The organism is Streptomyces sp. NPDC101776 (assembly GCF_044766845.1).
Taxonomy (GTDB): domain Bacteria; phylum Actinomycetota; class Actinomycetes; order Streptomycetales; family Streptomycetaceae; genus Streptomyces.
In genome coordinates this window covers 1-25,230 of sequence record NZ_JBIWMV010000025.1, presented here as the reverse complement: position 1 = coordinate 25,230, position 25,230 = coordinate 1, and the positions used below count along the sequence as shown (strand labels likewise).

Here is a 25,230-nt window from a genome sequence, read left to right as displayed (position 1 = left end):
TTGGTATCCCGGGGGAACCAACAGGCCCTCACCGCTGTCCTACGGCATCAGCTCCCTGTGCAACCGTAGCCAGCGGTCCGGAGACACCTCGCCGACGAGGACGTGCGGGTCGAGGCGTGCCGCACGGAACGCGGCGTCCACGCGTCGCCTCGGGTGGGCCCGGCGCAGGGAGGCGTGCAGCGAGCCGCCCACCCCCGAGAAGCCGAGCTCGACGAGGTGCCGCCAACCGGCCAGCGCGGGCGGTTCGAGCAGCGGCGTCCGGCGCCGTTCGATCCGTAGGATCCCGGCGTCGACGCGTGGCACGGGACTGAACCGGCGCCGGTCGACCCGCCCGACCAGCCGCCACTCGTACCGGGGCCAGCTGCGGACCGTCAGCAGGGTCCAACTCCCGTAGTCCCCGGTGCGTTTGCGGGCGTACTCGAGTTGGGTGAGCAGGGTGGCGTCGGTGATGGCGGGGGCGCGCAGACACCAGTCGACGATGTCGGCGGTGCGGGAGAAGGGTACGTTTCCGGCGACGGCGAACGGAGTGCGTGGAGGGCGGGTGCCCATGAAGTCACCGGCGATGACGTGCACTTGGGGTGTTTCCGAGAAGCGGGTGCGGAGTCCCGGTACGAGTCGGGGGTCGATCTCGTGGGCGTGGAGTTCGCGGCAGTGGGGTGCGAGGCGTGCGGTCAACGCGCCCTTTCCGGCGCCCACTTCGAGGAGGAGGGAGATCTGCCGTCGGTGCGTGACGGCGAGTTGGGCGACGTACTCGGCGGTGGCGCGGTCGGCGAGGAAGTTCTGCGAGAGCGCGCGGGAAACGTGGGTGGGGCGGGCCATGGCCTGCGGTCCTTGTCGTCCGTGAAGGGCATACGGGCAGACGAAGGCCCCGACCGGAAGAGCAGGGAGAACCGCGGACCGAACGTGGGTCGGGCCGGCGGGAGTGTCAGCGGGCGTGCGCGCCCGGGCCGGTCAGGGCACCGGGGCCGCGGCGGATGCGGATCGCATACGTGCAGCTCCGGCCGAGACCGGAGTTCGTGATCGCGTTGCAGGCCATGCGCTCACGCTAGGTGGGGCGGGTGGAGTGGGGCAACGGGGTTTTCTTGTGGGGTGGGGTTGTGGCTCTGTCGCGCCTTCCCGAGAGGTGGGTGCGGTTGGTTGGCGGGTGCGGGTGCGTCGTGGCTGGTCGCGCAGTTCCCCGCGCCCCTATGGGGCGCGCTTCTGTGGGCGCCCGACACGTCAGCGTTGGTATCTCGCCAGTACCAAGTTGCCGTCCTTCTCCAGGCGTTGGCGTAGTTCGGTCAGGGTGATCGCGCCGCTGTAGTACTCCTGGAAGGCCGGGGTGGCCACCTTGTCCTTCCACTCCGGGTAGCCCCGTACGGACTGGGCGGGGGCGGAGACGAGGTGGTCGGCCAGTGCGGTGCCGGTCGCCCAGTCGTCCTTGGTCGTGTGGAGGGCGGGGTCCTTGAGGGCCTGGGTGCCGGTGGGGAGCATCCAGTCGCCCAGGGCCAGGCGGACCATGTTCTTGGGCTGGAGGAGGAAGTCGATGAACTCGGCGGCCTGCTTCTTGTGCGGGCTGTCCTCGGCGATGGACAGGGTCTGCGGGCTGACGCCCTGGGTGAGGCCGTCGGCGCCGGCCGGGGCGGGCAGCACCTGCCAGCCGAAGCCCTTCGGCGCCTGCTGCGCGATCTGCTGGCGGTAGGAGAAGCCGAGCGGGACCATCGCGTACTTCCCGCCGAAGAAACCGGGCAGGGTGTCCGAGCCGCCGCTGCCCAGGGTCGTGGGCGAGGCACTGTGGTCCACGTCCGCCTGGTCGTGGATCGTGCGTGGCACGACCTGGTCGGCCGCGTCGAAGCGGACGGTCACCTTGCCGTCGGTGCCCCGGTGGAACAGTTCGCCGCCCGTCGACAGCGACAGGTTGAGCGTGGCGGACACCGGTTCCTTGAGGGGCCAGGCCACGCCGTACTTGCCGTCGCCGCTGAGCCGTCGGGTGATGTCCCCGAACTCCGGCCAGCTCCAGGGGTGTTCGGGGGTCGGGATGCGTACGCCGGCCTTCTTCAGCCAGGTCGCGTTGGCGATGATCACCCTCGGCTCCTGGAGGAACGGCACGCCGTAGACCCCGTCCCCGAAGGTCGTCGTGTCCCAACTGCGTTGCGGGATCTCCGACTTGAGCCGGGCGGGCAGCAGCTCCCGGAGGTCGGCGAGGTAGCCGCCGTAGGCGAAGTCCGCGAGGTCGTCGGAGGCGTCGTGGATGATGTCCGGCGCCTCACCGCCCTCGAAGGAGGTGAGCAGTTGGTCGTGGACGCTGTCCCAACTGCCCTGTACGTACTCGACCTTGATGTTCGGGTGGGTCGCGTTCCACTCCTTCACCAGTTCCTTGTTGGCGGTGACGGACTCGTCCTGCCAGGCCAGGGACTGGAAGCGGAGGGTGATACGGCCGTTCGCCGAGCTGTTTCCGCCGCCGCCCGTGCAGCCGGCGAGGAGCAGGGTCAGGGCGAGGGCGAGGATCCATCGGGGGCGCATCAGCTCTTCACCGCCCCGGTGAGCATGCCGCCGGTGATCCGGCGCTGGATCAGGGCGAAGACGAGCAGGGAGGGCAGGGTCGCGAGGAACGCGGCGGCGGCCAGGGGGCCGAGGTCGGCGACGCCCTCCGCGCCGATGAAGTGGGTGAGGACGACCGGGAGGGTCTGTTTCTCCGGGGTCTTGAGCAGGACCAGCGCGAAGAAGAACTCGTTCCACGCGGTGACGAACGCGAACAGCGCCGTCGCCACGATGCCGGGCGCGAGCAGCGGTGCCGTCACCGACACGAGGGTGCGGAGCTTCCCGGCCCCGTCGACCGCCGCCGCCTCCTCCAACTCGGCCGGTACCGCCCGTACATAGCCGACGAGCATCCACAGCGCGAACGGCAGCGACCACACCACGTAGACCAGCACCAGGCCGGCCAGGGAGTCGATCAGCCGCAGGTTCTTCAGCACCAGGAACAGCGGGATGATCACCAGCACGAACGGGAACGCCTGGCTGATCACCACCCACCCCGTCGCGGCCCGCACGAGCAGGGTCCGGCGCCGGGCCATGACCCACGCCATCGGGGTCGCGATCACCACGGCGATCAGCGCGGCCCCGAGCGCGGCGAGCAGGGAGTTCGACGCGGCGTGCAGCAAAGGCTGTTCGTCGAAGGCCTGGCGGAAGTTGGCGAGGGTGGGGTGCCGGGGGATCCAGGTGGGGTGCAGACTGCCCAGCTCACGTGGGGACTTGAAGGCCGTAGAGATCAGCCAGAGGAAGGGGAAGGCGAGGAAGACCAGATACGCGAGCAGGGCGACGTACTGTCCGGCGCGGGCACCGGTGCTCGTCCTCATGCCCGTTGTTCCGCTGGTTCTCGTTCGTGTGGTGCCGCTGGTCCTCATACGTCGTCCCCTTCCCGAAGTCGGCCCACGAGGAAGACGGCGAGGAGCACCGAGATCACCGCGACCATCACGCATCCCATCGCCGCCGCGTACCCGAACTGGCCGTAGCGGAAGGCCTCTTCGTAGGCGAAGAGCATCGGCAGCCGGGTGCGGCCGCCGGGGCCGCCGCTGGTCAGGACGTAGACCAGGGCGAACGAGTTGAAGTTCCAGATCAGGTTGAGCGCCGTGATCGCCAGCGCCACCGGTCTGAGGGCGGGCCAGGTGACCGTGCGGAAGCGGCGCCAGGCTCCGGCGCCGTCGACGGCCGCCGCCTCGTGGAGTTCGCGCGGGGTGTTCTGGAGCCCGGCGAGCAGGGCGACCGTCGTCTGGGGCATGCCCGCCCAGATTCCTACGACGATCACGGCGGGCAGTGCGGTGCCCAGACTGCTGAGCCAGTCGCGGCCGTCGCCGAGGCCGAGGTCGCGGAGGGTCTCGTTGAGGATGCCCGCGTCCGGGTTGTAGACGATCCGCCACATGATGCCGACGACGACCTCGGGCATCGCCCACGGGACGATCGCGAGCGCCCGGGCGAGCCATCTCAGCCGCAGGTCCTGGTTGAGGAGCAGGGCGAGACCGAGGGCGAGCAGGAACTGGGGGACCGTGACCCCGACCGCCCACACCAGCCCGATCCGGAACGACTCCCAGAACAGGGTGTCGTGCAGCAGGTCGCGGAAGTTCAGGCCGCCGATCCACTGCGTGGGCGCGGTGCGGCCCGACTGGGAGTCGGTGAAGGCGAGCAGGACGCCGTAGAGGAGGGGGCCGACGCTCAGGACGAGGATCGGGATCAGCGCGGGTAACACCAGGAACCAGGCCGCGTGGTCGCGGCTCGGCGGCCTCCGTACCTCCGTCGCCGATACCCCCGTCACCGATGTCATGGAATCAGCCCCTTTGCACGGCCCGGTCGGGCCCCGTCATGGTCGTGAACGCCGTGTGCCTCGTCAAGGCACCTCGCATGCCGTCCCACCTGTGCGAATGCGACACTGGCCGTCGGATGGCGGGAACCCGACGCCGTACGCACACGCACAGGTACCACTCGGAGGCGGACGATGGACGAGGCACGGGCGCGGGACGTACTGGCCGCGGCGGACGTACTGCCCGGCACGGCGCGGGACGCGCGGCTCCTCGCCCTCGGCGAGAACGCGGTGTTCGCCGCCGGTGACCTGGTCGTCAAGGTGGGCCGCGACGCCGAACTCCTCGACCGCGCCCGGCGCGAGCTGGACGTAGCGGTGTGGCTGGCCGAGGCGGGCGTGCCGGCGGTGCGGGCCGCGGACCCGAAGGCACGGCTGGTCGAGGGACATCCGGTGACGGTGTGGCACCGGCTGGCCGATTCCGTACGTCCCGCCGAACCCCGGGATCTGGCCGAACTGCTACGCCTCGTCCACGCCCTTTCCTCCCCCTCCTTCCAACTCCCGCCCCGCGAGCTGCTGGGCGGGGTGGAGCGCTGGCTGCGGCTCGCGGGCGACGCGATCGCCCCGGCGGACGCGGCGTATCTGCGGGAGCGGCGGGATGGTTTCGTGGCTGCCGCGCCCGCGCTCACGCCTCGTCTGGCGCCGGGGCCGATCCACGGGGACGCGCTGCCGCGCAATGTGCACGTCGGTCCGGACGGGCCGGTCCTTGTCGATCTGGAGACCTTCTCCGTGGATCTGCGTGAGCACGATCTGGTGGTGATGGCTCTGTCCCGTGACCGCTATGCCTTTCCGGCGCGGGCGTATGACTCGTTCACGGAGGCGTACGGGTGGGATGTGCGGGAGTGGGACGGTTGTTCGGTGCTGCGTGGTGCTCGGGAGACGGCCAGTTGTGCGTGGGTTGCTCAGCATGCGCCGAGCAACCCTGAGGCGTTGGTCGAGTTCGAGCGGCGGGTGGGGTCGTTGCGGGACGGGGACGAGACGGTGCGGTGGTTTCCGTTCTGAGCGCCTATTGATCGGGGGCGAGGGGTATTCGGGCGACTGCGGGTCCGTTGTGGCTGGGCGCGCCCACGCGGCGGAGCCGCATATCGATACAGCCCCGCGCCCCTACGGGGCCGCCCCGGGATTACACCGGCTCGTCCTCCAGCTCGCGCAGTGGCCATGTGCCGTCGATCACCGCGTCCTGGTCGCCCTTGCGGCGGAGGAAGCTCTGGAAGTCGGCGGCCCATTCGGCGTACCACTCGATCTGGCGGCGGTGCAGTTCGGCCGGGCCGAGGGCCGCGACCTTGGGGTGGCGGTCGGCTATAGCGCCGGCCAGTCGGGCGGCGGCGAGGGCGTCGGCCGAGGCGTCGTGCGCGGTGTCGAGGACGACGCCGTACTCCTGGCAGACCGCTTCGAGGTTGCGCTTGCCACGGCGGTAGCGGTCCACGGAGCGGTCGATCGTGTACGGGTCGATGACCGGGGCGGGGTCGGTGCCCCCCAGGCGGTCGCGCAGGGACGGGAGTCCGTGCCGGCGCAGCTCGGCGGAGAGCAGGGTGAGGTCGAAGGCCGCGTTGTAGGCGACGACCGGGACGCCCGTCTTCCAGTACGTGGTGAGGACGTCGGCGATCGACTCGGCGACCTGGTCGGCCGGGCGGCCCTCGGTCATCGCCCGTTCGTTCGTGATGCCGTGCACCGCGACGGCGTCCGCCGGGATCTCCACGCCCGGATCGGCCAGCCACTCCCGGCGGCCTATCGGCCGTCCGCCCCTGACCTCGATGACCGCGCCCGTGACGATGCGCGCCTCGCGCGGCTCCGTCCCCGTAGTCTCCAGGTCGAAGCCGATGAGCAGCTCCTGGTGCCAGGCCATGACGGCCCCCCTTCTCGGTGGTGCTTTCCCCCAGTTGTCTCCACGATCGCATGAGCCACTGACAATCCGATGACCGCGTTCCGCTTACTGCCGGAGCGGCCCCTGGTCCCGCCCCTGGGACAGGTCAGGACACCGGTCTCGAATCCGCCCACATCTGCTCGAACTCATCGCGGTAGATGGGGAAAAGTGCGCTGTCATCCATTTCGTCCGACTTGACCAGCCGGCTCCCGTTCCGCAGCACCAGCACCGGTGCCTCCATGCCGCGGCTGCGGCGCAGATAGGACTGCACGACGGCTATGCCGTCCGTGCCGTCGCCGTCGACGAGGTACGCCGTGAAGCGGGGCGTCTCGTCGAAGACCTGGATCTCGAAGGCTCCCGGGTCGCGCAGCCGGGACCGCACCCGGCGCATGTGCAGGATGTTCATCTCGACGGCGCGGCTCAACTCGCCCCGCTTGATGCCGAGTTCGCGCTCGCGGCGCTTCACCGCGCTGGAGGCGGGGTTGAGGAACAGCAGGCGCGCCCGGCAGCCCGACTCGGCGAGGCGGACCAGCCGGCGGCCGGAGAAGTTCTGCACGAGCAGGTTGAGGCCGATACCGATGGCGTCGACCCGGCGGGCCCCGCCGAAGATGTCCTCGGCCGGGAACTGCCGCATCAGCCGCACCCGGTCGGGGTGCACGGCGACCACGTCCGCGAACCGGTCGCCGATCAGCTCCTCGACCGCGTCGACGGGCAGCCGGCGCGCCGAGGGCACGTCGCTGCCGGAGCCGAGGGTCTCCAGGAGTTTCGCGGAGGCCCGCTCGGCCTGGTTGAGGACGGCCTCGGACAGGGCGCGGTTGCGGGAGACGACGTTGCGGGTCACCTCCAGCTCGTCCAGGGCGAGTTCGACGTCGCGGCGCTCGTCGATGTACGGCTCGAAGCACGGCCAGTGCTGCACCATCAGCTCGCGCAACTGCGGCAGGGTCAGGAAGCTGATGACGTTGTCGTCGGCCGGGTCGAGCAAGTAGCCCTTGCGGCGGCTGACTTCGCGTACGGCGACCGCGCGCTGCACCCACTCCTGGCCGGCCGGACCGGCCGCGGCGACCACCCACTCGTCTCCGTGGACGGGTTCGTAGATGGGACGCAGGACGGCCGCCACGACGGCGCGCAGCCGCTGCTCGACCAGGTTCAGCCAGATGTAGGCGCGGCCGGCTCGCTGGGCGCGCGTACGCACCTCGCGCCAGGCGTCGGCGTCCCAGTCCAGCTCCGGACCGATGGAACCAGCCGCGTCCATCGGACGTGCCAGGGACACCGCGCCGGGCGGGACTTCTGCGGAGTTCCCCTCGTGACCCTCGTCACCAGGGGGCAACTCCAGCCCTCCCGAGCCCACCCGTGCACCGCCTTCCGCTCCCCCGAGCTCTCCCCAGTCTCAACGATCAAGGAAGGGTACTCCGGGACCGGTCGGCGGTGCAGCCGGATGGACAGGGTCGTTTCTCAACTTCCGCCGAGCACATTGCCGTTCTGGTTGGCGAGCGCGGCCGGAGTGAGCGGATTCATGGCGGTGACGTCGCGCGGGGCGATCGAGAATCCCTGCCAGTGGACCGGCATCGGCTGCTGGTCCTCGTCGCGGGCGATGTGGTGGAAGCCGACGTTCACCCAGACCACGGGCTGGGTGAGGGTCTGGCCGTTGACCCACTTGTCGACCTGCTTCGGGTGCCCCGCACCGCAGTTGGGCAGGTTGTCGCTGGCGAACTGCTCGCACTTGTTGTACTGGGTGAAGTACACGTCGTGCTGGGTGAAGCTGCGGCCCGGGTACTTGGTGGTGGGGCCGGGGACTATCTCGTAGGACCGGGCGTGGTTGTCCTTGTTCTTGCCGGTCGCGCTGACGACGCGCCACCAGCGCATGTTCTTGGCGTCGCCCGCGAGTTCCTTGGTGACCTTGGTCAACGTGGTCTTGTTGGTGGGGGTGTTGGCGCCGTGCGTGGTGACCGCGGAGTCGTACTGCTCGATGCGGCCCTTGGAGGAGCCGTCGAGGGCGAAGTCCAACTTCCAGAAGACGTCGTGCTGGTGGCTCGTCGCGTACGCCGTGGCGTTCTTGCCGAGCGGCCAGCCGCGGCCGTCGCCCGCGTCGTAGTCGTAGGGCGAAAGGCTTCCGGTGGCGCCGACGTTCATGTTGATGGTGCCGTCGTCCTGGAAGCGCCACTCGGTGATGTACTCGTACCACCCGACCTGGTTGACCGTGTAGACGAGGAAGTCCTTGCCCTGGGTCTGGTAGACCTTGTTGGCGGTGTCGCCCTGCATGCGGAAGGCGTGACCGCGTGAACGGGTCGTCGTACAGAGGCCCTTGACGTTCGGGTGGGCCGGATCCTGGGCGTCGGGGACCTTGACGGTCTTGATGGTGCCCCCGGGGCACTCGCCGGGCGCCATGTTCATCAGGCCCGTGCCGAAGCCGTACTGGGTGAGGTCGCTGTACTCGTTCTTCCCGTCGTCGTACGGGACGTGGATCTGGGCGAGCTTCGCGTCGGCGAGCACCTTGATGGGGGTGGCCTGGCCGGGCGGCTGGTAGGAGATGTTCTCCAGGACGAGGCCGGCCTCGCGCTCGTAGTGCCAGCACATCCGCCAGGTGGTGCCGGTGGAGAGCTTCTGCTCGATGGTGTAGGCGGCGCTGCAGCCGGGTGCGGCGGCGGCCGGGGCGGCCTTCGGCTGGGCGACGGCCGGGCCCGCGCCCGCCGTGGCACCGGCGGCCAGGGTGGCGAGAGCGAGCCCGACGGCCCCCCGCCTGCGGGCACGGCTGATTCTGTTGACGCGCATGAAGAAGTGACTCCCTTACAGGAGAAGCAAGTTGGGACAGTGGACGAAGGACTGAGCGCAGGTCGGCGCGGTCGGCTCAGCCGGTGAGCTTGCCGACCTTGCGGGCGCTCAGGTCGATGACGAAGTCACGGGCGTCGATCCACGGCCCGTTCTTGACCTTCGGGAACAGCCGTACGCAGCGGTGCTCGCCGCACTGGTCGAGGACGCCGGACTGCCGTCCAGGAGTGGCCTTGTAGATCATGGCGGTCAGCAACAGCTGGTCCGGCGAGGTGAGTTCGTTGCCGGTGGCGTCCTTGTAGTCCGCCTTCAGGCCCGCGCCCAGCGGGTCCGCGAGGAGCAGCTCGGCCGCCTCGACGTCCTCGGCGTGGCTCGCCGGCGGCTGCACGCCGTGCTGGGTGCCGGTCTGTTCGACCTTGCCGGTGTCGAGGTTGACGGTCTTGGTGACGACCGTGTCGTCCTTGTAGTCGTAGAACGTCACGTCCGCGCGGCGCGGCGCGTTCGGGTTGTCCAGCTCGTCGGGGTTCGGGTCGGCGAGTTGGACGTCGAGGCGCTGCGGTCCGCGCTTCCCGTCCACGTTCTCACTGGAGTTGAGGAACTGCTGGTTCACCGCGAGCTGCTCGACGCGCTTGGTCTCGTCGTCGGTGAGCGGGTCCCGGCCCTTGCCCTTCTCGCCCTCGGCGGGGGCCTGTTGCACCACTCCGGGGGCCGCGCCCAGCCCGTCCGCGGCCTGCTGCTGTGTGGACCCGGCGGCCTTCCCGGTGCCCCCCGACTCGTCCGCCCCCGCCGTGCCCGGCAGGGTGACGGCGACCATCACGGCGGTCCCGGCCACCGCTATGGCCGTACCCGCCACCACTTTGCCCAGGTGGCGGTGCACTGTCCTTCGCACATTTCCCCCTACTCCCCCTGGGTCCTCCCCGGACCACGGGAGCGGTGTCTGTCCCACTCGGTTCGGCGTACGGCATACGTCGTACGCACCGGTCATTTGGTAAGAGGGATGTAAGTCATAGGTGGTTCCCTCACTTTCGGGGAGACTCATGGCCAAGGCGCCCCGGTGGCGGGGCCCGGCTGAAAGAGTCGTGACCATGCAGGTCTGGCCTGGAGAGGCGTATCCACTCGGTGCCACGTACGACGGCGCCGGCACCAACTTCGCGGTCTTCACGGAGGCCGCGGACCGAGTAGAGCTGTGTCTGCTGCACGACGACGGCTCGGAGACGGCGGTGGAGCTGCGCGAGAGCGACGCGTTCGTGCGGCACGCGTACGTGCCCGGCATCATGCCCGGACAGCGCTACGGCTTCCGCGCGCACGGCCCGTACGCCCCCGAGCGGGGCCAGCGGTGCAACTCCGCGAAGCTGCTGCTCGACCCGTACGCGAAGGCGGTCAGCGGTTCGATCGCCTGGGGCGAGGAGGTGTACGGCTACCACTTCGACGCCCCCGACAAGCGCAACGACCTGGACTCGGCCCCGCACACGATGTCGTCGGTCGTGGTCAACCCGTACTTCGACTGGGGCGACGACCGGCTGCCCCGGCACGGCTACCACGAGACGGTGCTCTACGAGGCCCACGTCAAGGGTCTGACGATGCTGCACCCTGGGCTGCCGGACGAACTGCGCGGCACGTACGCGGCGCTCGCGCACCCGGCCGTCATCGAGCACCTGGTGGGGCTGGGGGTGACCGCCCTGGAGCTGATGCCGGTGCATCAGTTCGTGAACGACCACCGGCTGGTCGACATGGGGCTGAACAACTACTGGGGCTACAACACGATCGGTTTCTTCGCCCCGCACAACGCGTACGCCTCCTGGGGCGACCGCGGCCAGCAGGTCCTGGAGTTCAAGTCGGCGGTACGGGCACTGCACGAGGCCGGTATCGAGGTCATCCTGGACGTCGTCTACAACCACACCGCCGAAGGCAACCACCTGGGGCCGACGCTGTCCTTCAGGGGCCTCGACAACCCGTCCTACTACCGGCTGGCGGACGATCCCCGCTACTACATGGACACCACGGGGACGGGCAACTCGCTCCTCATGCGGTCCCCGCACGTGCTCCAGCTGATCATGGACTCGTTGCGCTACTGGGTCACCGAGATGCATGTCGACGGCTTCCGTTTCGACCTCGCGGCCACCCTGGCCCGGCAGTTCCACGAGGTGGACCGGCTGTCGTCGTTCTTCGACCTCGTGCAGCAGGACCCGGTGGTCTCCCAGGTGAAGCTGATCGCGGAGCCCTGGGACGTCGGCGAGGGCGGCTACCAGGTGGGCAACTTCCCGCCGCTGTGGACCGAGTGGAACGGCAAGTACCGCGACACCGTGCGGGACATGTGGCGGGGCGAGGGCCGCGCGCTCGCGGAGTTCGCGTCCCGGCTGACCGGCTCCTCCGACCTCTACCAGGACGACGGCCGTCGCCCCCTGGCCTCCATCAACTTCGTCACCTGCCACGACGGGTTCACGCTGAACGACCTGGTGTCGTACAACGACAAGTACAACGACGCCAACGGCGAGGACAACCGGGACGGCGAGAGCCACAACCGGTCCTGGAACTGCGGTGCCGAGGGCGACACCGACGACCCGGCCGTCCTGGAGCTGCGCGCCCGCCAGATGCGCAACTTCGTCGCCACGCTGATGCTGTCCCAGGGTGTGCCGATGGTCAGCCACGGGGATGAGTTCGCGCGCACCCAGAGCGGCAACAACAACGCGTACTGCCAGGACAGCGAGCTGGCCTGGGTGAAGTGGCCCGAGGAGGGCGCCGAGTCGTCCGAGTTGCTGGCCTTCACGCGCGCGTTGGTGTGGCTGCGCAAGGAGCACCCGGTGTTCCGGCGCCGGCGCTTCTTCCACGGGCGGCCCGTGGAGGGCACCCACGACGAGCTGTCGGACATCGCCTGGTTCACCCCGGAGGGCAAGGAGATGACCCAGCGGGACTGGGACTCGGCGCAGGCGTCCGCGCTGTCGGTGTTCCTCAACGGCAACGCCATCTCGGAGCCCGGTCAGCGCGGGGAGCGGATCGGCGACGACTCCTTCCTGCTGATGTTCAACGCCTCCCCCCAGACGCTGGAGTTCGTGGTGCCGGTCAATCACGGCCGCCAGTGGGAGGTGATCGTCGACACAGGCCGCGCCGAGGGGGTGCCGTCGGGCACGGGCGCGAAGGTGAAGGCCGGGGACCGGCTGACCCTGGTGGACCGCAGCATGACGGTGCTGCAACGGCCCACGTAGGCGGACGCCCCCGTCGGCCGGTCGGTGGACCGGATGCGGGGGTCGATGACACGAAAGACGGCCGGGCGGGTACGTAGGTCTGCATGACACCTGAGCGACCCGACCCGGCAGTGCCCACGGCCACCTACCGGCTTCAGCTGCAGCCCGAGTTCCCGTTCGCGGCGGCGGCGTCGGCCGTGCCGTACCTGGCGTCGCTCGGCGTCTCGCATCTGCATCTGTCGCCGGTCCTGGAGTCGGTGCCGGGTTCGACACACGGCTACGACGTCGTCGACCACGCGCGCGTACGGGGCGAACTCGGCGGCGAGGACGGTCTGCGGGCCCTCGCGCGCACCGCGCGGGAGCACGGTCTCGGGCTGGTGGTGGACATCGTGCCCAACCACATGGCCATGGCCCCGCGCCACAACCACGCCCTGTGGGAGGTCCTCAGGGAGGGCCCCAAGTCGCCGTACGCGCGCTGGTTCGACATCGACTGGGAGGCGCAGGGCGGGCAGGTGCTGCTGCCGGTGCTGGGCGGTCCGGTCGGTTCGGAGATCGGCGCGCTGGAGGTCGACGGTGACGTCCTGCGCTACTACGACCATGTGTTCCCGTTGCGCGAGGGCACCGGGGAGCTGCCGTTTCCCCAGCTCCTGGACGCGCAGTGGTACCGGCCCGTGTGGTGGCGGCTGGCGCGTACCGAGCTCAACTACCGGCGTTTCTTCAGCATCTCGGAGCTGATCGGGGTGCGGGTCGAGGACCCGGAGGTCTTCGACGCCACGCACGCGAAGATGCTGCAACTGCTGGACGAGGGTGTCGTCGACGGGCTGCGTGTCGACCACCCCGACGGTCTCGCCGACCCCGACGACTACCTCGGGCGGCTGCACGAGGCGACCGGGGGCCGCTGGACGGTCGTGGAGAAGATCCTCGCGGACGGGGAGCACCTGCCGGCGTCCTGGCCGGTCGCGGGCACCACCGGCTACGACGCCCTGAGGCAGGTCGACGGGCTGTTCACGGACCCGGCGGGCGCCGGTGAACTCCTGGGCCAGTACCGGAGGTTCGCGGCCCCGCAGACGGACCGGGGCGGGCACTGGGAGGCGACGGTACGGCGGGCCGCGTACAAGGTGCTCACGCACGAACTGGTCGCCGAGACGGACCGGTTGACCCGGGTGGCGGCACGCGTGTGTGCCACGTCCCCGGAGCCCGCGCTGCGTGACCGGGCCCCCTGGGCGCTGCGGACCGCGCTGCTGGAGCTCCTGGTCCGCCTGGAGGTGTACCGGCCGTACACCTCGGGGGACACCGCAGCCGTCGTCACCGAGGAGGCGGCGGCCGAGGCCCGGCAGGCGTTCGTCGTCCCGGAGGAGGCGGGGGCCGTGGACGTCGTACGCGAGCTGCTGCTGGGGCGCTACGGGGACGGGCCCGAGCAGGTCGAGTTCCGGACCCGGTTCGCGCAGACGGCGTCCGCGCTGCGTGCCAAGTCCGTGGAGGACACGGCCTTCTACCGCTATGTGCCGCTGCTGTCGGCGACCGAGGTGGGCGGGAACCCGGGCGATCCGGCCGTGTCCCCGGAGGACTTCCACGCGTACTGCGCGCGCGTGCAGCGCGACTGGCCCGCCATGGGCACCGTCCTGTCGACCCACGACACCAAGCGCAGTGCCGACGTACGGGCCGCGCTGGCGGTGCTCACCGAGGTGCCGGAGCGCTGGGCGGACGTGCTGGCCGAGGTGACCCGCACCGGTGAGGGGGTCCCGGACGCGCAACTGGCGTGGGCGGCCTGGCAGACGGTGTTCGGGCTCGGCCCGGCGGACGCGGAACGGGTCCAGGAGGCACTGCTGAAGCATGTGCGCGAGGCGGGCCTGTACACGAGCTGGACGGAGCAGGAGCCGCCGTACGAGGAGGCGGTGGCGGCGTTCGTCGCGGCGGGCCCGTGCGGGGCGCCGGGCGAGCACGTGGCCGCGTTGCGCACGGCACTGGAGCCGCACATCCGGGCGAACATGCTGGGCGCGGCCCTGGTCCAGCTGACGATGCCGGGCGTACCGGACCTCTACCAGGGCACGGAGACCGAGTACCTGGCCCTGGTGGACCCCGACAACCGCCGCCCCGTGCCGTTCCCGCCGCCGCATCCGGGCGACAAGGGCGCGCTGACGGCCGCCGCACTGCGGCTGCGCGCCCGGCGCCCCGAGGTCTTCGGCGACGCGGCGACGTACACCCCGCTGACGGCACAGGGTCCGGCGGCGGCTCACTGTGTGGCGTTCGCGCGCTCGGGGAGCGTGGTCACCGCGGTGACCCGGCTGTCGGCGCGGCTCGCGGAGGCGGGCGGCTGGCGCGACACGCTGCTGCCGCTGCCGCCGGGCCGTTGGGTCGATGTGCTGGCTCCGGAGCGGGAGTTCACGGGGCACGCACGCGTGGAGGATCTTTTCGGGAGCCTGCCGGTCGTGCTGCTGGACCGCGCGGACCAGGGCTGACTAGGTACGCACCGCGAGGGTCCGGGGCGAGCGGTGGACCAGGTCCTCGGGCATGCGCCGGGCGCCCTGTGCGCGGCGCAGGCCCGGCAGAGCGGTCAGGAGTGCTCGCAGACCGTGTTCGGCCGTGAGACGGGCGACCAGGGCCTCGGCTTCGGCCTCGGGGGCGAGCGGGTCGGGGTCGGGGCGGAACGCGTCGTAGCGGTCGGGGTCGGTGAAGCGTTCCGGGTCACGGCCGGCCGCGCCGAGGAGACAGGCGACGGTGTCTCCGGCGGGGATCGCGCCGACGGGTTCGACGGCCCGGCGCAGCACGATGTGCAGCGGCGGATCGCGGCGCAGGGATTCGGCCCAGGCGCCCGCCGTGAGCTCGGGGCGGGCCCGGAGGGCCGACAACTGGCCCGGATGGTCGAGGAGGTTGGCGAGGAACGAGGCGAGCGCCCGCGCGGTGGTCCCGCCCGCCGCGCCGAGCAGCGTGCCCACCAGCTCGGTGACGGTCTCGTCAGGCAACGGACCGTCGTCGGTCCGCGCGGCGCACAGGACGGACAGCAGGTCACCGCCCGGGTGGGCGCGGCGCCGGGCCATCAACGGGCCCAGGAAGGCGCCCAGTTCGGGCCGCCCGCCCCCGGAGCGGCCGAGTCCCGTACGGCACCAGCGGTGCACGCGCGCGGTCTCCTCATAGGGCAGCCCGAGCGCGGCCACGGCCGTGGCGGTGGGCAGCCAGTCGCAGAACTCGGCCACCAGGTCCGCCTCTTCACGCGCGGCCAGCCGGTTGGCGAGGACATAGGCGCCGCGCTCGACGGCGGCGGTCAGGGCAGTCAGCGCGGGCCCGCGCAGCGCCCGGCCGAGGAACCGGTCGGCCTCGGGGGCGACCCGGGGCCCGTCGCCGGGCAGGGGGACGAGCCGGGGATCGGCGAGCGCGGCGCGGACGTCGTCGTAGCGGCTGACGAGCCAGGCGCCGAAGGGCTCGTCGTACACGAGGGGGTGGTGCGTGCGCAGGACGCGGTAGAGCGGATACGGGTCCGGTACGGCCGTGAGCAGGCTCGGTGGCCCCGGTGGGCGGGCCGGGGTGCCCGCGGTCCGCGTGACGAGCACGTCCGTGAGACACAGCACCGCCGTCCGCTCCCGTGGTCGTCGCTCCGCCGCACGCCGTGGAAGGGGCGTGCGGCCGGTCGTCCGCGCCATGCGCACACGCGGCTGCCCCCAGCCGACCACCGCACCGCGCGGGCCGCAGCCCTCGTACGGCCGTACGGGTGAAGCGATCAGTCCGTGGTCCTACGGCGTACGCGGTCCCGTCGCACGCCGTGGGGCCGTCCCGGCCACCGGCTCGTACCCGCGTACGGGCCCGGGGTGCGTGCCGGACGGCGGGCGTGCGGTGACGCGATGCCGTGTCGGTGTTCCCGATGCGGGGGTACGCGCGCGTGGCACGACGGGGAGTCACCGGCAGTGAGCGCCGACGCCCGCGAAACCTCCTGGAAAACCCTGGCCCCCTGCTGGCAGCAACTCCCTTACCGGCTGCCGGTAAACGCGCCTGGGCGCCCCCGGTAGCCTCCCCCATGGTCGTCTTGACAGTTCACAGAGGCCGTGGGGTACTGCGGATGCGAAGCCGGGGCTGACTAGTCGGGGGTGAGTCTCCTGCCGGAGTTGCGATACCCCAGTGTGACCGAACTGGTCTCGTCCGCAAGGGCGTTGGCCGCGCACAGGCCGACCCTGTGCGGCCTGAGGCAGGTGGGTGTCTCCCGCGCGGGCAGACCGCTTCATCTGCTGTCCGTGGGGCACGCCCAGCGCGCGGTACTGGTGGTCGCGGGCGCCCACGCGAACGAGCCGACCGGCGGCTCCACGATCCTCTCCCTCGCCGAACGGGTCGTAGGGCAGCGGGAGTTGAGGTGGGACACCTCCTGGCACTTCCTGCTCTGCGCGGATCCGGACGGGGCGAGTCTGCATGTCACGCCGGCGCCGCGCAGTCTGTTCGACTACCACCTGGGCTTCTACCGGCCGGCCGGGCCCGAGCAGCCGGAGTGGTCGCCCTCCGTGCTGCCGCCTGATCAACTGCCCCCGGAGACCCGCGCCTTGCTCCGGGTGATCGACGAGGTGCGGCCCTACCTCCAGGTGACCCTGCACGGGACCGATCTGGGCGGCAGCTGGGTGCAGTTGACGAAGGACATACCGGGGCTGGCCGAGCCGTTCGCCAAGTCGGCGGCCGAGCTGCACATCCCGGTGGAGACGGGTGCCTCGGACGCGGCGGGCTGGCCCGCCTCGGGGCCCGGGGTGCATGTGATGCCGGCACCCGGTTCGGACGCGGCGTACCCGAGCATGCCGGACGACGCCCGGCACAGCACCTGGTACCACGCGCACCGCTACGGCGGTCTGACGGCGGTCGTGGAGGTCCCGATGTGGGCCAGCGACCTGGTGGACGACCCGGCACCGCATCCCGCCCCTGCGGCGGCGATACGGCGGCTGGCGCGCCGGCTGCTGCGGGACACCCGGGAGGTGGAACGGGTGCTCGCCGAGGCGCTGCCACGCCTCCAGGGCGTCGACGGGCCGCTGCTGCGGGCCGCGAAGTGGGCGCTGGAGCTGGTGCCCGGGCTGGCCGCGGACTGGACGCACACCGCGCCCGCCGACACGACGATGGCGTACGTCGGCAGTGTGGACGCGTTCGGGCGCCGGTTGCCGTTGCGGGCCGCGGCGATGCTGCTGCGGGTCCTGCGGGAGACCGACGACCGTGCGGCGCCCCTGCTCGAACACCTGGTGGCATCCTGGAGCGACGCCTTCGCGGAGCGCTTCCGGGCCCGCTGGGTGCCCCTGGAGCACCAGGTCGAGCACCAGTCCCGCACGGTCGTGGCGGCGGCGCTGTACGCGCGCGAGCAGGCGGGCCGGATCGGCGACGCCGACCTACGCGCGCGTGCCCGACGTTCGGCCTGACGCCGCCGCTGGGCCCGCGCCTCAGGTGTCCAGCGCGAAGACCGCCCCGGTGCGGGCAGCCAGGGCGCACGCGTTCGAGAACGTCTTCGCGTACTCGACCGGGCGGCCCTTCCACTCCCCGTGCGCGCGGGCGGTCACCGGGGCGTAGATCATCGGGCAGATCATGCCCTCGGCCGGGACGGCGTCGATGTCCCCGCCCGCCGCGCCCAGTTGGGCACAGGCCTCGGCCGCGTGCGCGTGCCCCTGGGGCGGGTCGCACAGGAGCAGGGTCCCGCGCGTGTCACTGGACCGGCTGTCCCCGCGGGTGACGGTGAGGTAGAGCCAGTCGCCCTGGATGCCGGGCGTGGGCACGGCGGCAGCCTGGGCCGGTGCTTGGCCAACGGCGAGGAGCACGACCGCGGCGAGCAGGGCCCCTCGGATCGCGGTTGCTTTCAGGGTGTACGGCTTGGAGATGTGCGTCATTCCCGGTGCATCGGCACCACGGTCTCCGCACCCCAGCCCGGCTCACCCGAACGGGAACGCACGGGCGCGTGCCGCCGGGCCAGTTCGAACGCGCTGAGCACCACGCGCGACTGGTACTCGACCTGGCGCGCGACCGAGATCCAGCGTGCCCCGCAGCCGTCGCGGTAGTCGGCGCACCACTCGTCGATCAGCCGGTCCAACTCCGGGAGCACACCGGCCGGATCGCGCCCGGAGGCGATCACGAGCTGGTACAGCAGCCCCGCCGTCCGCAGCGCCAGCCGCCGCCCCGCGATGCGCAGGGCGGCCAGGTGGGCGGTGTTGAGCGGCGGCAGCGGACGGGCGGCGGTGTCGACATCGGGGTCCCACGCGTCGGCGAGCCCGGGACACACCAGTAAATAGTCGTCGACCGGCGCGAGCAGCCGCGCCGCCTCGGAGACGACGGGAGTCCGGGGGCGGACATCGGCGGTCGGCCATGGCCAGACGTCCCTCAGCCCGAGGCCCGTACCGGCCTCCGTCTCGGTCCCGCCTTGCACGAACGGCCGTAGCCGCGCGAGGAGTTGCTCCAGGACACGGGTGTCGTGGCGCAGGGTGTGGCTCACCGTGCGGAGGAACCCGTCGGCGTCAGTGGGTGGTTGGCCGTTCTCGACGCCGGCCACGCCCCACATCGGCGCCTCCACGACGGCGGTGACCGTGCCGTGCCGGTGCGGGTGGTACCAGGTCGACTCGACGGCGGCCTCGGTGATCGCCGCGGCGAGGTCGCCCGGGCGCGGGGGTGGGATGCTGTAGACGGCGGGCCCGAGGCTCGGCCAGTACAGGGTGTCGTAGGGCCCGAGTTCGCGCGGGATGCCGAGGCGGGCCGCGGTGTGGGCGACGCGTCGGGCGAGGCCGGGGAGGTCGCGGGTCAGTTCCACGAAGCCACCGCCCACGTCGACCCCGTGCAGGGAGCACTGGAGGAACGGCCTCAGTTCGTCCTGGACCTCCAACAGGGCGCGCGTCTCCGGGAGTCGGGCCCCGGCCGCGCCGTCCGGCAGCCACTCGGGCTGTTCCAGGAAGCCGGGCCGGAAGAAGTTCCGGAAGTACCGGCCGAGGCTGTACGGGCCGGGCAGCCAGCCCTCGTTGCGGCGCGAGCCGTCGGGGTCGAGGCACAGGAGCAGGTTCCAGGTGGCGTCGGCGTCCTCGGTCAACCGGGGGTCGGCGAGGGTCCGTTCGGCCAGCCGCAGGACCGTCGCGCCGCCCACGGGTTCGTTGGCGTGCGGCCCGGCGACCACGAGGACCTGGCGGCTGCCGTGGCCCACGGAGAGCAGCCACAGGGGTGTACCGGCGCGGGAGGTCCCGACGCGGCGCAGCCGGGCGTCCTGGGGGCGGCGGGCGACGAGCGCGGCGGCCTGGGCGCCCAACTCGTCGACGGACGGGTAGCGGAGGAGTGGCGGCAGGGCACACCTCCACGATCGTGGTGCCGTCGGTTCACCTGGTGTGCATGGTGTACACACAGTCAGTCACGACACGAGGGGTACGTCAACACCGCCGTACGGAAAGGGATTTGGCGTGACTCCGTAGTCACCACATCGGGTAACGCCCAGGCCAGAGGTGAGGTGGGGCTGCGTCCGGGTTGCTTCGGGCTCAGGTGACGGCGAGCCGGAACATCATCCGTCCGAAGCCGATCTGATCGCCCTCGCGGACGACGGCCGCCCCGATCACCCGGCGGCCGTTGACCGTCGTGCCGTTGGTCGAACCGAGGTCGCGCAACACCCACATGCCGCCCTGGCGGATGAGTTCGGCGTGCACCCGGGACACCGTCTCGTGGGTCAGGCGCAGCCCGTTGGCGGGGTCGCGGCCGATGCGCAGCGGATGTCCGTTGCCCGGGTGCGGCAGCAGCAGCTTCGGGAGCCGCTCGGCCTGCCAGGCCCTGCGCAGCCGTACCGTGAAGCCGGAGACGGCCTCCACGGTGCCGAAGAGGACGCGCGAGAGGCGGCTCTCGGTGGGCAGGTCGGCGGTGAGCGGCACGAGGTCCTCGGACCGGCGGGCGGCGAGCGCCAGCTCCATGCGCCGGATGAACGTGTCGTGGGACAGCCGCCCCATGGCGACGCCGTCATGGAGGACCTTGAGCGCCTTGTCGCGCTCCGCGTCGGACAACCGCGCGGGGTACGTGTGGAACTCGAAGGACGACGTCACGCTCGTGATTGTCGGGCAGTGAACCCCGGGTGTCCAGAAGACGCGGAAACGGCCCGCACGCGCGCGAAGATGACGACACCTGCGCCAAAGGGGTGGATTCAAAAGCGGATTGATCTCGTTTGACGCACGATGGACGGGCTACATCCCGGTGAGCAGACGAAGGGGAACCGTCCGTGCAGTTCGAGGTGTGGGCACCAGAGGCAGACCAAGTGACGCTCCATTGCGCGGGCACCACGCGCGCGTTGGAGCGCGATCCCGAGCGCGCGGGATGGTGGAGCGGCGAGGCGGAGGCGGTCGACGGCACACGGTACGGGTTCGCGGTGGACGACGGTCCGCCCCGGCCCGACCCGCGCTCGCGCCGACAACCGGACGGCCCGGACGGGCTGAGCGCGGTCGTCGACCACGAGCAATACGCGTGGCGCACCGCCGCGTGGCCGGGGCGCCCGCTGCCGGGCGCGGTGCTCTACGAGCTGCACGTCGGCACGTACACGCCCGAGGGCACCCTGGACGCGGCGGCCGACCGGCTCGGTCATCTCGCCGAACTGGGCGTCACCCACGTCGAGTTGCTGCCCCTGTGTCCCTTCCCCGGCCGGCACGGCTGGGGCTACGAGGGCGTCTCCCTGTGGGCCGTGCACGAGCCCTACGGCGGCCCCGAGGGACTCAAGCGGTTCGTGGACCGGGCCCATGAACTGGGCCTGGGCGTCGTGCTCGACGTGGTGCACAACCACCTGGGCCCGTCCGGGAACTACCTGCCCGCGTTCGGCCCCTACTTCACGGACACGCACCAGACCCCCTGGGGCAGCGCCGTGAACCTGGACGCGCCCGGCTCGGACGAGGTGCGCGCCTTCCTCCTGGGCAGCGCGCTGGCGTGGCTGCGCGAGTACCGGATCGACGGACTGCGGCTGGACGCGGTGCACGCGCTGTGGGACACACGCGCGTGCCACTTCCTGGAGGAACTCTCCGCAGCCGTCGACGCGTTGGCCGCCGAGACGGGCCGGCCGCTGTTCCTGGTCGCCGAGTCCGACCTGAACGACCCGCGCGTGGTGACTCCCCGCGCGGAGGGCGGTCTCGGGCTGCACGCGCAGTGGAACGACGACTTCCACCACGCCCTGCACACCGCGCTGACCGGTGAATCGCAGGGCTACTACGCGGACTTCGCGCGGGCCCCGCTCACGGCGATCGCCAAGACGCTGACCGGGGGCTACTTCCACGACGGCACCTATTCGAGCTTCCGGGACCGGCACCACGGCCGCCGACTGGACCGCACGCGGGTGGCCGCGCACCGGTTGCTCGGCTACAGCCAGACGCACGACCAGATCGGCAACCGCGCCCAGGGGGACCGCCTTTCGGCGTCCCTCTCCCCCGGCCTGCTGGCCTGCGCCGCCGCGCTGACGCTGACCGGACCCTTCACCCCGATGCTGTTCATGGGCGAGGAGTGGGCGGCGGGCACACCCTGGCAGTTCTTCACCGACCACACCGACCCGGACCTCGCGGAGGCCGTACGGCGGGGCAGGCGGCGGGAGTTCACGTCGCACGGCTGGGCCGAGGAGGACGTACCCGACCCCCAGGACCCGGCGACCCGCGACCGCTCCTGCCTGGACTGGTCGGAACCGGAGAGCGAGCCCCACGCGCGCGTGCTGGCCTGGTACCGCCGGCTCATCGGGCTGCGTCACGAACAGCCCGACCTCACCGATCCCGACCTCACCGACACGAAGGTGGCCTACGACGAGGACGCCCGCTGGCTCGCGCTGCGGCGCGGAGACGTACGCGTCGCCGTGAACCTCGGCAAGGAACCGGCCGCGATCCCCCTGGGCACCCGCCCCGCGGAGATCCTGGCCGCGTGGGAGCCGGTGGAGGTGCCGGGGGCGGACGGGTTGCTGCGGGTGCCCGGGGAGTCGTGCGTGGTGCTGGCGCAGGCGTAGACCGGCTCGGGAGCGCCGGCGGGAGGCGCGGATTCGGGCGTAAACGCTTGCGCGAGCGTTTACGTAAACGTTTGCGCGCTACAACTCCCCGTCCCCGCCCCGCAGTTCGGTCACCCGTTCCAACAGGATCGCCTCCCAGGTGCGCCGGAGTTGGGCTCTCAGGAGGGGGAGAGGGCCGGTGTCGCGGCCCTTGAGGTGGTCGGCGAGGCGGACGACCGAGTCGCAGCGGGCGAGCCAGAGGCCGCGCAGACAGGGGCGGGCGCCGTAGCCGGCGAGGGTGGCGGCGCGGACGGCGGCGGGGGAACCGACGGCCAGGGCGAGCCCGGCGATGTCCTCGGCGGGGTCGCCGAGGGTCGCGTCGGTCCAGTCCAGGACACCGCGCACCCGGCCGTCGGCGCTGACCACGAGGTGTTCGCCCTTGAGGTCGTGGTGGACGAGGACCGCGGTGGCGGACTGCGCGGCGAGCTGGATCGCGCCGGGCTGGGTGAGCTGGTGGAGGCGCCCGGCGTCGAACTCGTCGGCGGCGGCGAGCCGTTCGGCGGCCTGCTCGGCGGTGCGGCGCAGCGTCTCCAGGGAGCGCGGGGCGGTGCGCGCGACACCGAGCGACTCGGCCTGCCGTGCGGGCACCTCGCGCAGCCCGGTGAGCAGCCCGGCCAGGTCGGCCTCGCCGACGGCGGAGACATCCTGGTCCTCGCCCGAACGGCCGGGCAGCTTCGTGTCCAGCGTGTAGGCGAGCCCGGGCGCCCACTCGCCGTGCGCCACACTCGCCGGAACCGTGACGGGGAGATACGGCCGTACGAGGTCGCGCAGGCGCAGTTCGCGGCGCAGGCGCAGGGCGGCCGGACGGTCCGGGGCGAGGCGCAGCACATGGCGGGAGCCGACCCACCAGGTGGCGTGCTCGCCGCCCTCGGTGACGGGCCGGATCTCGAGTCCGGGACCGCCGGCCGTACCGCCGTCCTCGATCAGGGAACGGACCAGTCGGCGGACGGTGTCCGCGGTGGGTGTCGGTGCCTGGGTCATGGGTCGCGCCGTCGCCGTTCGGGGTGTCGGGGGCTCCTGGTCGTCGTCAGTCCACCAGGGCCATCTCGCGGGCCGTGTTGTTGAGCCGGCGCCCGCCGTCCTGGGTGACCGTGACGATGTCCTCGATGCGCACCCCGAAGCGGCCGGGCAGATAGACGCCGGGCTCCACGGAGAAGCACATCCCGGGCACGAGGGGCTGTTCCTCGCCCTCGATCATGTACGGCGGCTCGTGCGTGGTGACGCCGATGCCGTGGCCGGTGCGGTGGATGAAGTAGGGGCCGTATCCGGCGTCGTCGATGACCGCGCGGGCGGCGCGGTCGACCTCCTGGCAGGCGACTCCGGGGCGCACCGCGCGGAAACCGGCCTCCTGGGCCTCGCGGACGAGGTCGTGGACGCGCTGTTCCTCGTCGCTGGGGTCGCCGACGTGGACCGTGCGCGAGGTGTCGGAGCCGTAGCCGTTCTTGAGACCGCCGAAGTCGAGGACGATCATGTCGCCCTGCTGGATGACACGGTCGCCTACTTCATGGTGCGGGTTGGCTCCGTTGGGGCCCGAGGCGACGATCGTGAAGTCGACCTGGGAGTGCCCGAACTGCCGTAGGAGATCGGCGAGATCGGTGCCGACGTCGGACTCGCGGCGGCCGGCGAAGGGAACCTTGCGGATCTCCTCGTACGCCGCGTCGGCGGCCGCTCCGGCGGCCGCCATGAGGTCCAGTTCCGCCGCGTCCTTCACCGCGCGCAGCATCGGCAGGGCGACGGTGAGGGAGTCATAGGTGGTGTCGGGCAGCGTCTTCTGGAGTCCGAGTAGATGCATGGACCAGGCGTTGTCGCTGATGCCGAAGCGGCCCGTCGCGTCGAGGAGGGCGGCGGTGGCGGCGTAGGGGTCCTTGCCGTCGGTCCAGTCGCGGAGGGTGAGGGCGTCGGCGCCGGGTGCCTTTGCCGCGTCGGGGGCCTCCAGGGTGGGCACGACGAGGACCGGGGAGCGGCCGGGGGCCAGGACGAGGACGGTGAGCCGTTCGGTGATCGCGGTGGGCGCGTAGCCGGTGAGCCACACCAGGTCCGGGCCGGGAGCCACCAGGAGCCCCGCGAGACCGGCGTCGGCCGCGGCCCGCGCGGCGCGGTCCATGCGGGCCCGGTAGTCGGCGGCGGTGAAGGGCGCGGGCGTGCTACCGGTCATTCAGGCCTCCGAGGACGGGCGGGACGGGCGGCAGGGGTCTACGGTCAGCATCCTGCCCGTACCCGGAGGGCCACGCGAGCCGATCGACGGGAACGACGCGCTTCCGGCTCGTCCGCTCCACGGCTCGCGCGCGCGTCAGACGACGAATCCGGGGACCACGGTGAACTGCTGGAAGCCGCCGCTGTGGTGGCGCACCGTGATGGTGACCTCGTCCCCGGGGTGGGCACGCGCGACCGCGCGCGCGAGGTCGGCCGCCGAGTCGACACGGGTGCCGCCGAACGTGAGCAGGACGTCGCCGCGGATCAGGCCCGCCGTGTACCCGGGGCCGGGCATGTGGACGCCGACGATCAGGGCGCCCGCCTTCTCGGCGTCCACGGCCTCCACCCCGAGTGTCGCGGCGGCGGACGTGGATGACGGCGACGGAGACGGGTTCGCGTCGGCCGCGGGCCCACCGGACGGGACGGCCGCCGGCGTCGGCCGCCGGGCCGCCGTGCGCTGCATCTCGGCGAGTTTGCTCATGCCGATCACCGTGGCACCGACCGTGCCGAGTCCGACCCCCGACAGGACCAGGACGGTCCCGACGAACAGTCCGAACACCAGGGTCACGAGCCGTCCGCCGCGCCGCCGCGCGGCATGCGGGCGCCGGGTGGCGCCGGGCTTGGTGCCGCCGCCGGGTTCCTGACCGGGCATCGGCTTGGGACGCAACGCAGTCTGTTCCATGGATCGCCTCCGGCAGATGCTCTACCCGGCGCACCGGCGCCCGACGTGCCACGAACGAGTGAGACTGACCGACGGTCAGGAGCGGGAGGCCGGGGGCGGCACGTCGGTGAGAGCTCGCCTGTGCCGGGTGTCCGCAGCGGCCCGTCGTGTTGATGCTCCTATTGCCTGTCAAGCGGCTTGGAGCCAGTCGCGGTAGGCGTGGGTGAGGTCGTCGTCTCGGCGGATCCCCCGTTCGAGGGTGGA

Annotated in this window: 20 protein-coding genes; 5 read left to right on the top strand and 15 right to left on the bottom strand. The window is 71.8% G+C overall.

Annotated elements, in window-relative coordinates; all coding sequences use genetic code 11:
- Window positions 1–39 precede the first annotated feature (39 nt).
- The 4 genes from erm to ACIRRY_RS44695 form a co-directional block, all read right to left on the bottom strand.
- A complete protein-coding gene (gene erm / locus ACIRRY_RS44710; protein ID WP_403984885.1) occupies window positions 40–819 on the bottom strand; it encodes an ErmE/ErmH/ErmO/ErmR family 23S rRNA (adenine(2058)-N(6))-methyltransferase in 780 nt (259 codons plus the stop codon).
- Between the two features lie 399 nt (window positions 820–1,218).
- Window positions 1,219–2,502 carry an ABC transporter substrate-binding protein gene (locus ACIRRY_RS44705; RefSeq protein WP_403984883.1) on the bottom strand — a complete coding sequence of 428 codons (1,284 nt, stop codon included), beginning with the start codon at window positions 2,500–2,502 and terminating at the stop codon, window positions 1,219–1,221.
- The gene (locus ACIRRY_RS44700) at window positions 2,502–3,335 is read right to left on the bottom strand and encodes a carbohydrate ABC transporter permease (RefSeq protein ID WP_403984881.1); all 834 of its coding nucleotides are present in this window, start codon (window positions 3,333–3,335) and stop codon (window positions 2,502–2,504) included. The genes ACIRRY_RS44705 and ACIRRY_RS44700 overlap by 1 nt, the downstream gene beginning before the upstream one ends.
- Window positions 3,336–3,379: 44 nt before the next feature.
- Window positions 3,380–4,297, bottom strand: a complete 918-nt coding sequence (locus tag ACIRRY_RS44695) for a carbohydrate ABC transporter permease (RefSeq protein ID WP_403984879.1) — start codon at window positions 4,295–4,297, stop codon at window positions 3,380–3,382.
- Window positions 4,298–4,468: 171 nt separating this feature from the next.
- Between ACIRRY_RS44695 and ACIRRY_RS44690 the strand changes: the two genes are divergently transcribed.
- Window positions 4,469–5,332 carry a phosphotransferase enzyme family protein gene (locus ACIRRY_RS44690; protein WP_403984877.1) on the top strand — a complete coding sequence of 288 codons (864 nt, stop codon included), beginning with the start codon at window positions 4,469–4,471 and terminating at the stop codon, window positions 5,330–5,332.
- A 121-nt stretch (window positions 5,333–5,453) separates the two neighbouring features.
- Here the strand turns inward: ACIRRY_RS44690 and ACIRRY_RS44685 are convergent, their stop codons facing one another.
- The 4 genes from ACIRRY_RS44685 to ACIRRY_RS44670 all read right to left on the bottom strand — a co-directional run bounded on the left by ACIRRY_RS44685 (window position 5,454) and on the right by ACIRRY_RS44670 (window position 9,849).
- Window positions 5,454–6,176, bottom strand: a complete 723-nt coding sequence (locus ACIRRY_RS44685) for a 3'-5' exonuclease (RefSeq protein ID WP_403984875.1) — start codon at window positions 6,174–6,176, stop codon at window positions 5,454–5,456.
- A 124-nt stretch (window positions 6,177–6,300) separates the two neighbouring features.
- The gene (locus tag ACIRRY_RS44680) at window positions 6,301–7,542 is read right to left on the bottom strand and encodes an SAV2148 family HEPN domain-containing protein (RefSeq protein ID WP_403984873.1); all 1,242 of its coding nucleotides are present in this window, start codon (window positions 7,540–7,542) and stop codon (window positions 6,301–6,303) included.
- Window positions 7,543–7,646: 104 nt separating this feature from the next.
- Complete coding sequence (locus ACIRRY_RS44675; RefSeq protein ID WP_403984871.1) at window positions 7,647–8,963, bottom strand: copper amine oxidase; 1,317 nt, start codon at window positions 8,961–8,963, stop codon at window positions 7,647–7,649.
- Window positions 8,964–9,039: 76 nt separating this feature from the next.
- On the bottom strand, window positions 9,040–9,849 hold the full coding sequence (locus tag ACIRRY_RS44670; protein ID WP_200681953.1) for a Tat pathway signal sequence domain protein: 810 nt from the start codon (window positions 9,847–9,849) through the stop codon (window positions 9,040–9,042).
- A 196-nt stretch (window positions 9,850–10,045) separates the two neighbouring features.
- On the opposite strand from ACIRRY_RS44670, the gene glgX reads away from it, so the two are divergent.
- Entirely contained in the window at window positions 10,046–12,163 is a 2,118-nt protein-coding gene (gene glgX, locus ACIRRY_RS44665; protein WP_403984868.1) for a glycogen debranching protein GlgX, read from the top strand.
- Window positions 12,164–12,246: 83 nt separating this feature from the next.
- Window positions 12,247–14,601, top strand: a complete 2,355-nt coding sequence (treY, locus tag ACIRRY_RS44660; protein ID WP_403984866.1) for a malto-oligosyltrehalose synthase — start codon at window positions 12,247–12,249, stop codon at window positions 14,599–14,601.
- Here the strand turns inward: treY and ACIRRY_RS44655 are convergent, their stop codons facing one another.
- Window positions 14,602–15,708 carry a cytochrome P450 gene (locus ACIRRY_RS44655; protein WP_403984864.1) on the bottom strand — a complete coding sequence of 369 codons (1,107 nt, stop codon included), beginning with the start codon at window positions 15,706–15,708 and terminating at the stop codon, window positions 14,602–14,604. It lies immediately after the preceding gene.
- Window positions 15,709–16,221: 513 nt separating this feature from the next.
- Between ACIRRY_RS44655 and ACIRRY_RS44650 the strand changes: the two genes are divergently transcribed.
- On the top strand, window positions 16,222–17,517 hold the full coding sequence (locus ACIRRY_RS44650) for a M14 family zinc carboxypeptidase (protein WP_403984862.1): 1,296 nt from the start codon (window positions 16,222–16,224) through the stop codon (window positions 17,515–17,517).
- A gap of 21 nt (window positions 17,518–17,538) precedes the next feature.
- Here ACIRRY_RS44650 and ACIRRY_RS44645 read toward each other — a convergent pair whose 3' ends face one another.
- From ACIRRY_RS44645 to ACIRRY_RS44635, 3 genes are all read right to left on the bottom strand, one after another.
- The gene (locus tag ACIRRY_RS44645; protein ID WP_403984860.1) at window positions 17,539–17,979 is read right to left on the bottom strand and encodes an SSI family serine proteinase inhibitor; all 441 of its coding nucleotides are present in this window, start codon (window positions 17,977–17,979) and stop codon (window positions 17,539–17,541) included.
- Complete coding sequence (locus ACIRRY_RS44640) at window positions 17,976–19,376, bottom strand: M14 family zinc carboxypeptidase (protein WP_403984858.1); 1,401 nt, start codon at window positions 19,374–19,376, stop codon at window positions 17,976–17,978. The genes ACIRRY_RS44645 and ACIRRY_RS44640 overlap by 4 nt, the downstream gene beginning before the upstream one ends.
- 223 nt (window positions 19,377–19,599) lie before the next feature.
- The gene (locus ACIRRY_RS44635) at window positions 19,600–20,151 is read right to left on the bottom strand and encodes an FHA domain-containing protein (protein WP_403984856.1); all 552 of its coding nucleotides are present in this window, start codon (window positions 20,149–20,151) and stop codon (window positions 19,600–19,602) included.
- Between the two features lie 173 nt (window positions 20,152–20,324).
- On the opposite strand from ACIRRY_RS44635, the gene treZ reads away from it, so the two are divergent.
- Window positions 20,325–22,073, top strand: coding sequence for a malto-oligosyltrehalose trehalohydrolase (gene treZ, locus ACIRRY_RS44630; protein ID WP_403984854.1), 1,749 nt, complete (start codon window positions 20,325–20,327; stop codon window positions 22,071–22,073).
- A 78-nt stretch (window positions 22,074–22,151) separates the two neighbouring features.
- Here treZ and ACIRRY_RS44625 read toward each other — a convergent pair whose 3' ends face one another.
- The 3 genes from ACIRRY_RS44625 to ACIRRY_RS44615 all read right to left on the bottom strand — a co-directional run bounded on the left by ACIRRY_RS44625 (window position 22,152) and on the right by ACIRRY_RS44615 (window position 24,987).
- On the bottom strand, window positions 22,152–23,093 hold the full coding sequence (locus ACIRRY_RS44625; RefSeq protein ID WP_403984852.1) for an aminoglycoside phosphotransferase family protein: 942 nt from the start codon (window positions 23,091–23,093) through the stop codon (window positions 22,152–22,154).
- A 46-nt stretch (window positions 23,094–23,139) separates the two neighbouring features.
- Window positions 23,140–24,267 (bottom strand): M24 family metallopeptidase, encoded by a 1,128-nt coding sequence (locus ACIRRY_RS44620; RefSeq protein WP_403984850.1) that lies wholly within the window; start codon window positions 24,265–24,267, stop codon window positions 23,140–23,142.
- A 135-nt stretch (window positions 24,268–24,402) separates the two neighbouring features.
- Window positions 24,403–24,987 (bottom strand): PDZ domain-containing protein, encoded by a 585-nt coding sequence (locus ACIRRY_RS44615; RefSeq protein WP_403984848.1) that lies wholly within the window; start codon window positions 24,985–24,987, stop codon window positions 24,403–24,405.
- Between the last annotated feature and the right edge of the window lie 243 nt (window positions 24,988–25,230).